Source organism: Pseudoglutamicibacter cumminsii (genome assembly GCF_016907775.1).
Lineage (GTDB): Bacteria > Actinomycetota > Actinomycetes > Actinomycetales > Micrococcaceae > Pseudoglutamicibacter > Pseudoglutamicibacter cumminsii.
The window spans coordinates 118,204-132,818 of record NZ_JAFBCO010000001.1 but is presented as its reverse complement, the minus strand read 5'-3'; the positions used below and the strand labels follow the sequence as shown (position 1 = coordinate 132,818).

Sequence of the window (14,615 nt, the reverse complement as noted above, 5' to 3'; positions counted from 1 at the left end):
GGTTACATGTTCGACTTGACCTTGCGGACGTAGTCCTTGGTGTCTGGGTACATGCCGTTGTTTTGTACGCCTGCGAGGCCCTGGTAGTACGCTGCGATGCCTTCGTCGCGGTTCTTCGCGTTGGTCTGTAGGTACTTGATGAACAGGATGCCGGCGGTGACGTTGTCGTATGGGTCGAGCGGGTCGAGCTGGCGGCCTACGCGGTCGCCCATCCACTTAGCGGTGGATGGGAGGACCTGCATCGTGCCGATCGCGTTGGCTGGGGATACGGCGCGTGCGTCGAATCCGGATTCAACCTGTGCGTGTGCAAGAGCGAGTGCTGGGTCGACGCCGTGGCGTGCCGCGGTGTCTGCGACGATCTGACGCATCTGTGCTGGGCTTGGGACTTGGCGCGAGAGCAGGTTCCGCTTGGATACGTTCGCGTTGGTGTGCGTCTGTGCGTCGTAGGTGTAGTGCAGGAACTTGTTGGAGACCAACGAGTTGTCCTGTGCTGCTGCCTTAGGTGCGCTTTTCGCTGCGGTTGCGGTGCCGTTGAGCTTGATCTTCTGACCTGGGTAGATGATGGTCGAGCCGTTGAAGTTGTTGGCTTTGAAGATCGCGGAGAGGCTCACGCCGTGCTTGGATGCGATGCCGGAGAGGGTGTCGCCTGCGCGGACGGTGTAAGTCTTCGATGCGGCAGCTGGCTTAGGTGCTGCCTTGCCTGCAGGCTTAGCTGCGGCTGGCTTAGCGGTTGCACGCGCTGGTGCCGCGGCGCTACCGCTCAGCTTGATCTTCTGGCCAGGGTAGATGATCGTCGAGCCGTTCATCTTGTTGGCCTTGAAGAGAGTTGAGAGGCTCAGGCCGTGCTTGGCGGCGATGCCGGAGAGGGTATCGCCCGAACGCACCGTGTAAGTCTTTGCGGAAGCCGAGGCTTTGGACACGGAGCGCGCTGGCTTCGTCTTCTTGGTGGTGGGCTTTGGAAGGCTTGCGCCCTCGCTGAGGGTGAGCTTCTGGCCAGGGAAGATCAGCGATGAGGCCTTGAGTTTGTTGAGGCGCAGCACCTGCTCTACGGATACGCCGTGGCGGGAGGCGAGGGCCCATACGGTGTCGCCAGCTTTGACGGTGACGGTCTTGGTCTTCGGCTTGGCAGCAGCAACGAGGGCTGCGGCGCGTGCCTTGGCGTCCGCGACGTTGGATGGTGTTGGCGTTGCTGCAGGGCGCAGCGTCGGCTTGGTGGCGGGGATGTTGCTTGCGTTCGCGGTTCCCGCCAGGGAGCCTAGGGTCGAGAGTGTGATGATGGGCAGAGCCGCCGTGGCGATGGCACCATTGACGGTCGTGCGTCGCGGAGGCGTTGGAGCCATGATTGCTGACCTCACGTTATGTGGATTTACTTTCTGCACATTGCAGGTGGAGTCCGCGAGCTCTCAGGGGGATGAGCCCCTGTAGGTGGCGTTGGGTGTGGACGTCCCCGTGGCCGTTTCGTTATCTCGCAGACAACACCGTGATGCAAATGTGACATCTGTGAATATACAAGAAGGAAGTTCTGAATGTAAACCCAAGTGAATATCGAGGCAAATGTTACTGATGTGAAAACTGTGACTCATGTGAATGTTGAGCTTTTCGAGTGTGGGATCTGGGCTCTCTGTGTGTCACAGTGGTGGTGTGCAGAATTCAGTACAGAATCATGAGGCGCCGAACGGCGGACAGGATCTTGAAACGCTCGTAGGCGAGTGGACGACCGTTCCGGACATTGTTGAATCCACTGGCTTGGATGTGCGCGAGCTACGCCGCTTGCTTGACATTCGGGCGATTGTTGCGGTTCCGATCGGGGAGAGCGGTGTTAAGAAGATTCCGGCTCGTTTCTTCCGGGATGGCGAACCGTTGGATTCGCTCAAAGGCACCATTCAGGTGCTCACTGACGCCGGTTATAGCGATGAGGAGCTTATTGCGTGGCTCTTCACTGAGGATGAGACTCTGCCTGGCAGCCCGATGGATGCGCTGGAAGCGGGACGCAAGACTGAGGTGCGTCGTCGCGCATCGGCTTTGGCATGGTAGCGGCGTCTAACCGCAACGAGACGCTGTTGTAGCGGATTTTACCGCAATAAGACGCTGCTCTAGCGGCGCCTATGCGTGCCGACGCACAGCCGCCGCTGCTACAGAGCGGAGTCCTTCGCGGGCTTGCTCGGGGATGTCGAGGGCATCGAGTGCGGTCATGGCTTCGTCGTAGAGCGCATCGATCTGGCGGGCGTGATCTTCTGCCGCTCCTGAGTTTCGGATGAGTTCGCGGACTTCTTCGATCGTGGCGTCGTCAAGGTCTTCGCGCCCGAGCACGGATTCGAGCCACGCTTGCTGTTCTTCGTTGATCCTTTGGCGGGTCAGCGCGATGAGGAGTGTGCGTTTGCCTTCGCGGATGTCGTCGCCCGCTGGCTTACCTGTTTGGGCGGGGTCGCCGAATACGCCGAGTTCGTCGTCGCGCAGCTGGAACGCTTGCCCCGCCGGCAACGAGAATGCAGAGAGCCCGTCGAGGAGTTCTTGATCCGCGCCGGCAAGTGCCGCTCCGAGCAGGGTCGGTTTTTCGGCGGAGTAGCGTGCGGCTTTATAGGTCACGATGGTCCAGGCGTTTTCCGCGGCTTCGTCGGGGGTTAGCTGGGATCCGGTTTGTTCGGCGAGGACGTCGAGGTATTGGCCGGCCATGACCTGGGTGCGCATTTCGTCGAAGAGTTCGCGTGCCTTCGCGCCGGCGTCGGCCTGGTTGAAGAGGGTTTCGCTCAAGGCCAGGGCGATGTCGCCGGCGAGGATTGCGCCCGCGATGCCGAATTCGGACGCAGAACGGTTCCATCCGTTTTCCCGGTGGAGGGCTTCGAGTTTGCGGTGTACTGCGGGTTGGCCGCGGCGGGTGTCTGAGTGGTCGATGATGTCATCGTGGATGAGCGCGGCTGCCTGGAAGAGTTCAAGCGCGGTTCCAAGCGTCAGGAGGCGCTCGTCGTTGGCGTCGCCGCCGGCTGCGAGCGCTCCCCAGAGGGCGAAGATCGGCCGGAGTCGCTTGCCGCCCGAGCTGAGCGAGCTGATCGCGTCGACCAGGGCGTTGGTGCGGTGGCTGACGCGGCTGAGGTCGTGCCGCTGTTGTTCAAAGAAGGCTTTGACGTGTTCTTCGATGGCTTCGCGGAAGAGGGAGCTGATGTGCTCAGGCGAGGTGTCTGGGCTGATGTGTGCCAGGGGTGCCTTCGTAGAATCGGTCATGGCCCCTATTCTATCTGTGGCGTTGTCGACTTTCCGCGGCGTCTTACTGATTGCGGGGATGCTCCGGTAGCGGGGCACACAGGTAAGAGGCGCACAGGGTGACGCGTTGAACGGAGGTGGATGCTGGGATGGGTGAGTCCAGGCAGAAGCCCGAGCGCGTCATCGCGCATGTGGACATCGACGCGTTTTTTGTTTCGGTTGAGCGGATTCTTGATCCATGTCTGCAGAACCGCCCGATCATCGTCTCGCAGGATAGCCCGCGGGCTGTGGTGTTGTCGGCTTCGTATGATGTGCGTGCGTACGGGGTTCATTCGGGTCAGCCTGTGGCGCAGGCCAAGAATATGGCGCCTCACGCGTTGATTGTCCCTCCTACGCGGTCTGCGTATGGCAAGGCGTCGGCGCGGGTCATGGAGGTATTGAGGGACGTGACGCCGCTGGTTGAGCAGGTGAGCGTGGATGAAGCGTTCATGGACATCACCGGGGTTAGTCGTCACTACTCGAGCCCTTTTCATTGCGCCGAGGTGGTTCGGCAGCGCATCAAGCAGGCGGTGGGGTTGCCGGCGTCGGTGGGGCTTGCCCCGAATAAGTTTTTGGCAAAGATGGCCAGCGATAAAGCGAAACCTGACGGCGTATATGCGATTACGCCGGCCGCTGTTGATGAGTTCATGCGGCAGCTTCCCGTGGGTGAGCTGTTTGGCGTGGGGAAGGCTACTGAGCTGAAGCTGCATTCGCAGGGGCTCATGACGGCGGGCGATGTTGCGCAGGCTGATCCGCGCCGCATGCAGCGGCTTCTGGGTAAGCATGGGCCGGAGCTCATCAAGCTTGCGCGGGGGATTGATCCGCGGCCGGTGGTCACAGAGCGTGTGGAGAAGTCTGTTTCGCATGAGCACACGTTCGATGCCGATGTCACTGATGAGGCGGTGTTGCGACGGTGGGTCATGGAGTTGTCGTTTAAGGTCGCGGAGCGTGTACGGGCGGCTGGACACCGTTTTTATGTTGTCGGCTTGAAAGTTCGGTGGGATGACTTCACAACGATTTCGCGTCAGCGCCGCTTGAGCGACCCGACGGCTTCCTCGGCTGTTATGAGTGAGGTCGCGTTGTCGCTGCTGTCTGCGCTACCTCGTCCGTTGAAGCCTGTCCGGTTGATCGGCGTGAGGGCGGGCGAGTTCGCTTCTGAACGCGAAGGTGAGCAACTCACGTTCGACTGGGACCAAACCCCGGCCGAGGTGAGCAATACGCCGGCCAAACGTGAGGGACGCAGGGACGCGGGGAAGATGACGGACGCGGAGAAGACGATGGATGCGATCAACGCACGCTTCAAAGACAGCGTGCGGCCCGCATCGTTCTTGCATGGATCTACTCAGAAGCACGATGCAGGGCCCAGTGAGAAGCGACCGCTCGGTAAACGCGGGGTAAAGCGTTTCGGTGATTGAGGAACCGGCTCGAACTGTGCGGGTCTGCCTGAGTACAATAGGAGTTCAGGACCGGTCCGATGAAGGGGGAGGCCGTGGGTTTATCTGAGAGTGAGCGCCGTATGCTCGCTGAGATGGAGAAGCAACTCCACGCAGATCCACAGTTTTCGAGCACGATGCGCCGCGTTGAGCAGACGCCGCAGAACAAGCTGAGCACCCGCAATATAGCGCTGGGTGCGTTGATCGCGTTTGCTGGCTTGGGTGTTCTCCTTTCGGGTATCGCAATCAGTGCTGGACTGATCGTGACGGTCATCCTGGGAATTGTCGGGTTCGCGATCATGGTTGTAGGTACCGCGCTCGCTCTGCGGAAGACAGAGCAGGTGGTGACCACGTCGAGCCCAAATAATTCGAGTGCTCGCCGCGGCGATAGTTTCATGGCGCGGCTTGAAAAAGAATGGGACAACCGCCACAACCAGGGATAGTTTCCCGCAGCCCAAACAACAGGGCATAGGTCACCAAATCAAGCTTGCAAGGTGGGTTCGGAACATGGTTCCGGACCCACCCTTTTTGATGAAATATCCCCTGTCTAGAAGAGTTTCAGAGCGTTTCGAAAAGCTTAGTTGTGGGACCTCGGGAAATCGCCTCAAAAACTTGCATTTGTTACTTGACTCACAGAGGCTCCCCCCTTACTGTTATCCTATCTCGTGGATGTTTCCATAAATATACGAGGTGATTTCTAATAGCTTTATTTCTCCAGAAGGGGGATAAGTATGTCTAAGAAAGTTTCATCGAAGTTCTTCAAGCGAGGACTTGCTGCTGGCGCCTTGAGCTTGGTCGCGTTGGGATCGAGCATGCAGGCTTCGCAGGCCGCTGTTTTGTATGACCACATCAACTACTCCGGTGAAATGGGAACCTGGAACTCTGGAAATCTCCCTAAGTGGGCTAACGACCGCGCGAGCTCGATCAAGAAGGGCAAGTCTCGCCTGATGTGCGAAAACGTTGGCTGTTACGGGCGAACCGTTCCCCTGAAGCACGATTACAGTGACCTGCGTTCACTTCGCACCAACCTGCACCTAGGTGAAACCTGGAGTGACCGGATCTCAGCTCTTCGATAAGGCGGACATGTGACTATGAAACATGGAAAAAGGGCGCTGGCCGGTTTCGCCGTTGCTTTTCTTGGGGTTTCCCTTGCGGCATGCAGCAGCTCGAATGCCAGCAGTGAGGGACGGGACCCCAGCGCGCGGGCCAAGCTTGACCGCGAGAGCGCACAAATCCTGACCCCGTTCTCTGCCTATCTGGTAGCTGATGACCCCGCTGATCAAGCGTTGATCGATCAAGCTAAAAGGGTCTACACCTCTAAGTGCATGGCTGAGAAGGGCCTCACATACACGGCTACTGGGCCTGAAGATGCGATCCTTGATGACCGCACGTTCGGTATTTGGGATGAACAACTAGCGGCCAACTACGGCTGGGGAACAAAACCTAGCAGTGTAACCGCGTTGGAAGAACAGGAAGAAGCCGCAGGCGGCGATGCCTGGACTATGGGCTATGAAGAATGCCAGACGCGGTTTGAGAATGACCCCGATACCGAAGTCCTCAGGGGATACGACGAAGCATCCTCCGATAGGGCTGATGAGCTGAGCACGCAGGCTCTCAACGCTGCCGCGAAAGACGAAGAGTGGGAGCGAGTCCATAAAGAATGGGCACAGTGCCTCACCGATGCTGGGCTCACGGCCCCGAAGAGCAAGGACATGTGGGCCTCGGTTGATTCCAAGGAACTTCTCGAATCCGAGGGGTCGCAGACAACACAAGAAGGCATCCGACTCGCCAGTATCGAAGCCCGCTGCAATAACCAAACGTCAACAACTCAACGGCTAGGCGACCTGGTTGCTTCCTATCAACAGCCACTCATCGATAAGCATGAGGCTGAACTTAAACCAGCTAAAGAAGATAAGGACCGCGTCTTGGCCGCAGCCCGTGAATACATTGCACGGAACGGGTAGTTAGGTCCCTCAGTAGAAAGGTGTTAACGCATGGAGAAAGCGGGCACACCACATCTTTCGCGGGTCGCATTCCCCGTGCGGACCCTCGTCATCACAGTCGTAGTGATCGGAGCAGTGGTCGCCGCATTCTTCATCGGCACATTAACGGCGTCGAAAAGCTCGGTCGCCACGGTCACGGACGAGAAGGTTCAAGCCACCGCAATAGTGGAAGAACGTCCCATCGTCCCTGACACAGTCATTCTGGGAGCCGTAGGGGAAGGCAAGACTAGGAATCTTCTACCGGCCGTCCTCCAAGAAACCCCCACGGTTACCAAACAGGCGCTGAAAAAAGGTGAGGAGGTTGTCCCCGGCCAACTGCTGGGCTCAGTGGCGGGCACGCCAGTGTTCGCCGTGTCGGGGCAACTTCCCCTCTACCGCGACCTCGCCGCTGGCGATAAAGGGGACGACGTTGTCGCCTTCCAGAAAGCGCTAGAAGCGACCGGCTACAACGTTCCAGCGTCCGGTATTGTCGATGCGGCCACGATCAACGCTGTATCCGCACTGTTCAGGGAGGCCGGCTACGTCCTTCCGCAGCGTGAGGCCGACTCCGCGCCGAGCGGGTCCTCGGGAGAGTCTGCTACAGGGGAAGACGGAGGCGACCAGCCAGCTGCGCCGCAGACCCAGCCCTATATTCCGGTGGCGGCTTTCGCGTCCATCGGCGGCAAGAGCGGCACGGTGTTGAGCGTCGCCGGCGTGTCATCCACCTTGGGGCCTGAACAGCCGCTCGCCAAAATTCGGGTGGGTAGCCGCACCATCAAAGCCCACGTGAACGTGGCTGATGCCCAGCAGTTGAAGAAAGGCACGGAAGTCCGGATCATTGCCGGTACTGCCACGTTTGCGGGAACCGTTGAAACCATCGGTGAGTTCGAAGGCGGCACGGACAGCCGCGCCCCCGGACACCAAGTGAGCTTCGCAACCAAGGACGAGGCGTTTGAGAAAGTCCAGACAGGCACCCAAGTTCGTGTAGAGCTCACCACGAAAGCGAAGCCGCAGAAAGCCGTGCCAGTGACCGCTCTGCGGCACGATGCTGACGGCGACTATGTGCTCGTCACAGCGCCGGGCTCGCGCGGCACAAACGGGCAGGGGTCCAAGAATCAAGGCTCAAACGATAAGGAGGAGCCTCGTCGAGTCAAGGTCACCGTGGGGAAAACCGCCGCTGGGTGGGCGGCCGTGGAATCCGATGACCTTGCTGTTGGTGACACCGTGGTGCTCTGATGGAACGCCGCAAAATCATTGAGATGCGTGGGGTGACCCGCCAATACGGTGCAGACAGCACCGCTGGTGTCTTCGACGTCGACCTTGACATTTACGCTGGCGAATACGTCGCCATAGTGGGCCCCTCCGGTGCGGGCAAGAGCACGCTCCTACAGCTGCTCGGTTTGCTCGATGCCCCAAACAAGGGCTCGTACGTCTTTGCCGGTCAGGACCTGACCAAGGCGACGGAGAAGGACCGCGACAGACTCCGGGCTGACAGCATCGGCTTCGTCTTCCAGGCCTCGCACGTGTTGCCGCACCTGGACGCGTTGTCGAACGCCTCCCTCGGGATGGTTCCGCACGCTGTACCGCTACAGGAGCGATCCGAGATCGCGTTCGAGGCGATGAACAGCCTCGGCATCGGCGACCGTGCAACGTACAAAGCGGGAGTGCTTTCCGGTGGCGAGAGGCAGCGGCTCGCTGTGGCGCGCGCGTTGGCCTCGCAACCCGAGCTGGTGCTCGCCGACGAGCCAACTGGTGCGCTCGACACCGCATCCGGGATGGCAGTGCTAGCAGACCTTGAACGTGCGCGAGAGCACGGGGCAACGCTCATCGTCATCACCCACGATGAAGAGGTTGCGGCCCGCGCGCACCGCGTGATCCGAATCGTCGACGGCAGGATCGCTGAAGACACCGGAGTTTCGCAGTCCATACCGAGCGGTGTGAGTGTGCCGCCTGAGAAGCCGCGCAGGGGGCCGTTGCGTACCCGGGTGGCTGATGTGCTCGCGGAATCCCTCACGGAGGTTTTGCTCCGCGGGATCCGCACAGCGTTTCTGGTGTTGGCGTTCGCGTTAGGCATCGGCGGGCTGATTGCTTCCGTGGGGATCAGCCAGACCGCCGCAGTCCAGATCAACGAGCGCCTCGAAGCCGCGGCGTTTGACGAAGTGTGGGTCACCACCCCGTACTACGAACGGGAAGAACTCGAGGAGAGCCTCGCACGCGATCAGGAACGGATCCAGCAGCTTCCGCACGTGCAGCGGGTGACGCGCATGATTCAGCTGCCCGCCTCGTCGACTGGCTTGTACCGGTTGGAACCCGGCGATGTGAACTCAGGTGGGGGACTACAGATCATCGCGGTGGATGACGAGTTTTTCGCGGCCCAAGACCTTACGGTGGGGAAGAAACAGACAGCGGATCTTTTCGGGATACCGGCTGTTAATTCGGTAGCGGTTGTGGGGCCTGACGCTCTGCAAGCCCTGAACCTCCCCAGCAGTGGCGCCGACGGCTCGATTGTGGTGGGCGACCATCGTTTGAACGTCGTTGACTCCTTCACGACGGGTGAACGACGCCCTGGGCTCAGCAACGCGGTATTGGTCCCGTTGTCTTTGGCACCACAGCTGCATCTGGGACAGCCTCAGCTGTTGATTCGGACGGAGAAGGGTTTCCCGGCCGCCTTGGCGGAGGCCGTACCGATGCAGCTGGATGCGGCTGATCCGGGCAGTTACCGGGTTCAAACTGTGGCTGATTTGCGGAACCTCCGCATGGGCGTGTCTACGGATCTCGATGCGCTGGTTGGCATCATGGCGGCGACCTTGCTGATTCTGGCGGCTGTGAGCGCTTCGACGTCGATGTATTTGACTGTGCTGTCGCGTGCGCCGGAGATCGCTCTGCGCCGCGCTCTAGGAACAACCCGGAAGGGTATTGCCGCACGGTTCGTGACGGAGGGTGTGCTGATTGGTTTCATCGGTGGGGCAGTGGGTGCGCTCGCGGGTGTTATTGGTGTTGTTGTGGTGTCTGCTGCGCAAGGCTGGACGCCTCAGGTTGAGCCGTGGCTTGTGCCGGTAGGTTTGGGGCTCGGTGTTGTGGCTGGCCTTGTGTCTGCTGTTGTTCCGGCTTTTATTGCGAGCAAGCAGCCTCCAAGCAACGCCCTCTAACCCGCTGTTGCGGCTCTTATGGGACCGGGTTAAAACGCTGTGGCGGGGATACAGGATTTCTCCTGTATCCCCGCCACTTTTGGTTAAGTTAGCGGTCCGCTGTGGCGGTTCCGCTAGCTCTCACCGTTAGCGCTGCGATGGACGCCGACGCAATGCCAGCAGGCCTACGCCACCGAGCATCATCAGAGCAACCGTAGCCAGCGCCCCGCCAGCGTTGATACCGGTACGAGCCAGGGGAGGCGTACCAGGCTTCTGCGGCTGAGCAGGCTTGTTGTTGTCTGCACCTGGCGCGCTTGGGCTCTCGCTAGGCGATTCACCTGGCTCACCGGTCGGGTCCTCGGTCGGATCCGTGGTTGGATCCTCGGTTGGAGCCGGGGCTGGGTCCTCCGACGGATCTTCCGACGGATCCTCAGAAGGTTCCTCGGACGGCGCCGGATCCTCAGACGGTTCTGGGGTTGGGTCCTCAGATGGGTCCGGGGTCGGGTCCTCAGACGGGTCCGGGGTCGGGTCCTCGGAAGGTTCTGGGGTTGGGTCCTCGGTTGGGTCTGGGGTTGGGTCCTCGGTTGGGTCCGGGGTTGGATCCTCGGAAGGCTCCGGGGTTGGCTGGTCGCAGTTGCACTTGGTGCCGACCTTGATGATGTGCTTCACCGGCTCAACGCGAACTTCCTCTGTTCCGTCAGTCTTGTGAACACGCTCACCAGGCTTACCCTGCTGAACGGTCTCGACCTTACCGGCCTCGAGCTCAGGGTCTTCAACAACCTTGACCTCGAACGCAATCTCCTCGGTCCACTCGACGCCCTCAGCTGGCTTGGTGCCAACACGGACGATCCTCTCGACAGGCTCCTTGACGGTCTTCACTTGTGGCTGACCGTCCTTGACAGTCACCTCGATGAGGCCGTTTTCGCCTTCCTGATCCACGACCTCCTGGCCTGGTTCAAGGTTCTTGTCGTAGACGATCTTAGTGGTGTACGGCAGCTCAACCTGCTTCGGCTCCACAGACGGTGCCGGGTCGTAGGTGCCCACGCGGATGATGCGCTTGGTTGGTTCCTTGGTGCGCTCAGTCGTCACCTCTGGATCGCCATCCAGCTTGCCGTCCTTGATCTTCTGAGTCGAGGTCACAACCTCGGTACCAAGCTCACCTTCCTGGTCAACAACCTGCTTACCTTTTTCCAGGGTGTCGTCGAAGACGATCTCAGTCTCGAACGGAACAGGCTTCTCAACCTTAGTCACCACTTCGGTGTCCTCAGCTGCTGGGCCGTACTCGATGATCTCGTCGACCGGGTCCTTGGTCTGTTTCTCTTCAGGGGTGACCGTTGCCTGGTCGCCCGTTGCGGAGAAGTCAGCCGTGTAGGTCTTCTCGCCAGGGACGCCCTTCTGGACGACCTTGATCTCGCCCGGCTTCAGCTCCGGGTTCGGGCGGGTAATAACCTCGAACGGAACCTGGGCAGTCCAAGTGACCTTCGAAGAAGCCTCGGACGGCTTGGTGCCGACCTTGATGACCTGGTCAACAGGCTGCTTGGTGATCTTCTCGGTGATCTGAGGGTCGTCAGGCTTCGAGTTGACGATCTCGCGTGTGATCGTCACCGTCTTCTCACCTGGAACACCCTCGGTCACAACCTCGGACGTACCGGCAGGCATGTTCGGATCGAATTCGATCTTCACACCAAACGGAACCTCCGACGTAACCGTCTCAGAGGTTTCACCGGTGGTCTTGGTGCCCACACGGATGATCTGCTCGGTTGGTTCCTTGGTGCGCTCAGAGGTCACGACTGGGTCGCCCGAAGGCTTGCCGTCTACGAGCTTCTGAGTCGAGGTCTCAACCTCGGTACCAACCTCACCCTTCTGGTCAACAACCTGCTGGCCGGCTTCGAGGGTGTCGTCGAAGATCACCTTGGTCTCGAACGGAATCGGCTTCTCGGTCTTCGTTACCAGCTCGCTCGGAGCAATGCCAGGGCCGTACTCGACGATCCGCTTGACAGGCTCCTTGGTGGTCTCTTCCTCGACGACCTCAGCCTGATCACCCGAAGCGGTGAACTTAGCGGTGAAGGTCTTCTCACCGTTCTCACCTTCCTGAACAACCCGGGTTTCACCAGGCTTCAGGTCCGGGTTCTCGCGAACCTCGGTCGGGTACGGGATTGGAACCTTCCAGGTGACTTCCTTGGCGCTCTCAGCCGGCTTGGTGCCGATGACGACGACCTCATTCTGAGGCTCTTCGGAGCGCTCCCAAGTACCGTCCTTCTTCATCTTCTCCTTGCCAGGCTTGCCCTTGGTCTCAACCTTGTACTCGCCGGCAGGGATGGAATCGTCGTACTTGTACTCGACCTGGAACGGAACCTCACGCTCAGGGACTCCTAGGACGTTGACCACAGCGTAAGTGGTATCCGTAGAGCCGTCCTCGTAGGTCACCGTTACCGGGATCTTGACCTGATCGCCTGGCTTCGCATCCTCAGGTGCGGTTGCGGTGATCTGGCCGTTGTCGTCAATGCTGACATTCCAGCCGGCAGGAACATCACCCAGCTTGTATGGGTTTTCCTTCGCGACATTCACGGTGTCCGGCTTGTCCAGTGCAAGTGGCAGCGTTGCGGTTTCGCCCGGGTACACGGTCTGCACCGGATAGGATGGCTCAGCTTCCCAGTTGTTGGTCAGCTTCACCACAGTGGTGACAGGCACCAGCGGGGTAGAGCCATCCGGGGTCTGGACGGTCACGTTGATGGTCTTATTGTCACCCGGCTTGGCGTCAGCCGGCGGGGTCGATGATACGACACCGGTGTCCGGGTTGACCGTGTACTTCCAGCCGTCGACTTCCTGCTCAGTGATCGGGGCGCCGTTCTCATCCTTGCCGAAGGAGAACTTGGAACCCTTAGGTGCGTCCTGTACCTGGTGGTTCACAGCCTGGTTCGGGCCAGTCGTCTCCACGGAGTACGTCGCAGAGACGTCGCTCTTGAGAACAACGACGGTGCCCTTGACTTCCTGCGGCTTGTCAGCGTTGTCGTAGTAGGCAAGAACCGGAACATCCAGGATGTAACCCTCAGGCGCCGTCCGCGGAATGGTCGTGGTGATTTCACCAGTGTTCTCGTCGATCTTGACGGTCCACGTGCCGCTGTCATCCGTGACGGTCATCTCAGTCGAGCCGTCCTTGAAGGTGTAGCGCTTCGGAGCTTCGTCGGTCGTGTTGCCGCTCAGGCCTCGCTCTGGGACCTCAGGCTTGAGAGTGACCTTCGCGTTCGGCTTATTGGTTACCGTGTCGTAGTTCGGGATCTTGATGTCCACGATCGCCTGGAACTGGGTCTCGATCTCATCGGTGGTGCCATCCGGGTAGGTCGCCTTCACCGTCGGGGTGATGATGGTGCCCGGCGCCACGGTGTCGTCTGCCTTCGCGGTGACCTTGCCGGTCTCATCGACCGTCACGGTCCAGCCTTCAGGCACAGTGGACTCGTCAATCTCGAACTTGGCCGGGTGAACCGGCTTGTAGCCCTTCATGATGGACTTGGTGCCCACCTGGGCGGTGAGGTCATCACCGATGGTGCCCTTCGTCAGGCTTGGGCGCACGAGGTCGGTGACCTGAGTGTTGTTCGGGTCAACAACCACGAGGAGCTCCAGCTTGTCCGTGGAACCGTTGGAGTACTCCACCGTCACCACAGGGCGCGCGAAGGTGCCCGGGCGGGGGTTTTCCGGAGCGGTGACGGTGACGTTGTAGTTCTCGTCCATCTCCACGGTCCAGCCCTCGTAGACGTACTTCTCGTCCAGGGTGACCTTGGCTTCGAAACCGCCGTCAGCCTTCTTCTTCGCCAGGTCCTTGATCAGGTCAGGGGTCTGGGTGAAGGTGACCTTCTGCGGCTCGGTAGCAATCGGACCGGTAGCGCTATCGACGCCGGAGATAATCGTGGCGTCCGTCTTGTCGTACTTCGGGGAGTGGTACTCGGTGTCATCCAAGGAGAATGCCTTGGAGTCGATGACGTTCGCCTTGTTGTAGCGGGTCAGCGAGTTCGAGCTGTCGAAGGCTCCGTCATGCTCGATAAACTCATTGTTGCCCTTAGCTGCGGCCTTGAGCTGGTCCACGCTACGCGGCTTTGCCAGAACGGAGAAGTTTACGTTCTTGTCGGTGGCCAAGTCAGTACCGCGGTACTCGGGCCAGGTGAAGTAGATGTCACCGTTGTCCGCGATACGCAGGTTCTTGGTACCGCCAGATGCTGCCGGGTCGGTGGTGCCGATGAACTTGCCGTTGCCGTCGTAGGCCTCCACGACCATGCGGGACATGGAGTCATCCGTGCCGTCGCCCGTCACAGCCGGGATGTTGATCTTGCCGACCTTGGTTTCATCACCAGGGACGATGACGTGCTTCTCGAAGTTCTCCCACGACACCGTGATCGGGTTACATTCGATGTTCTCGCTCGGCCACGGGTTCACAACGGCAGTGAAGGTTGCGCTGGTCCCGTGGGTGGCCCTTGGCCCATCAGGATTTTCCTTCGTATAGTTTCCCTGCCAGGCGTAACGTACCGGGTTGGCGGCAGTGGCCTCAGCGAACTGCTTGACTTTCGCATCGGTCAGGTCCGCGTTGAGGTTCAGGTTTCGCTGTTGCCTAACTCCATCAATCACGATGCTTTCATCGGCCTTATGAGTGACTACCTTGCCTGCAAGAAACGTCTGGCCGACATTCATCGAATTGACTTGACCTGTGTTGAGGTACCCGCCCATAAGGCCTGAATTGGTAAAGCCCCAATCAGCGAACGTGCGGTCCTTCGAATTATCGAAGGAGACGCTCAAGCCCCACCGGGTTTTGTCGGTGCTGCTCGCGCTCGGGTCCAAGGTGCTCC

Annotated in this window: 10 protein-coding genes; 7 read left to right on the top strand and 3 right to left on the bottom strand. The window is 59.8% G+C overall.

From position 1 onward, the window contains the following. Positions 1-2: 2 nt before the first annotated feature. Entirely contained in the window at positions 3-1,340 is a 1,338-nt protein-coding gene (locus tag JOD50_RS00545) for a lytic transglycosylase domain-containing protein (protein ID WP_204880014.1), read from the bottom strand. Between the two features lie 301 nt (positions 1,341-1,641). On the opposite strand from JOD50_RS00545, the gene JOD50_RS10310 reads away from it, so the two are divergent. After that, positions 1,642-2,034: an Rv2175c family DNA-binding protein gene (locus JOD50_RS10310; protein WP_338051955.1), complete on the top strand. Its 393-nt coding sequence runs from the start codon at positions 1,642-1,644 to the stop codon at positions 2,032-2,034. Positions 2,035-2,103: 69 nt separating this feature from the next. On the opposite strand, the gene JOD50_RS00535 is transcribed toward JOD50_RS10310, so the two are convergent. Further along, complete coding sequence (locus tag JOD50_RS00535; RefSeq protein ID WP_204880012.1) at positions 2,104-3,219, bottom strand: polyprenyl synthetase family protein; 1,116 nt, start codon at positions 3,217-3,219, stop codon at positions 2,104-2,106. 128 nt (positions 3,220-3,347) lie between these two features. Here JOD50_RS00535 and dinB point away from each other — a divergent pair, with 128 nt between their 5' ends. The 6 genes from dinB (at position 3,348) to JOD50_RS00505 (ending at position 9,801) form a co-directional block, all read left to right on the top strand. Then, positions 3,348-4,652: a DNA polymerase IV gene (gene dinB / locus JOD50_RS00530; RefSeq protein WP_204880011.1), complete on the top strand. Its 1,305-nt coding sequence runs from the start codon at positions 3,348-3,350 to the stop codon at positions 4,650-4,652. 74 nt (positions 4,653-4,726) lie between these two features. Further along, positions 4,727-5,113: a DUF3040 domain-containing protein gene (locus JOD50_RS00525; protein WP_204880010.1), complete on the top strand. Its 387-nt coding sequence runs from the start codon at positions 4,727-4,729 to the stop codon at positions 5,111-5,113. Positions 5,114-5,401: 288 nt separating this feature from the next. After that, entirely contained in the window at positions 5,402-5,746 is a 345-nt protein-coding gene (locus JOD50_RS00520) for a hypothetical protein (RefSeq protein ID WP_204880009.1), read from the top strand. A gap of 9 nt (positions 5,747-5,755) precedes the next feature. Further along, entirely contained in the window at positions 5,756-6,634 is an 879-nt protein-coding gene (locus JOD50_RS00515) for a hypothetical protein (RefSeq protein WP_204880008.1), read from the top strand. A gap of 30 nt (positions 6,635-6,664) precedes the next feature. Continuing rightward, a complete protein-coding gene (locus tag JOD50_RS00510; RefSeq protein ID WP_204880007.1) occupies positions 6,665-7,888 on the top strand; it encodes an RND family efflux transporter in 1,224 nt (407 codons plus the stop codon). Continuing rightward, a complete protein-coding gene (locus JOD50_RS00505; protein ID WP_204880006.1) occupies positions 7,888-9,801 on the top strand; it encodes an ABC transporter ATP-binding protein/permease in 1,914 nt (637 codons plus the stop codon). The genes JOD50_RS00510 and JOD50_RS00505 overlap by 1 nt, the downstream gene beginning before the upstream one ends. Positions 9,802-9,927: 126 nt before the next feature. Here the strand turns inward: JOD50_RS00505 and JOD50_RS00500 are convergent, their stop codons facing one another. Next, positions 9,928-14,607, bottom strand: coding sequence for a G5 domain-containing protein (locus JOD50_RS00500; protein WP_239541477.1), 4,680 nt, complete (start codon positions 14,605-14,607; stop codon positions 9,928-9,930). Positions 14,608-14,615 lie beyond the last annotated feature (8 nt).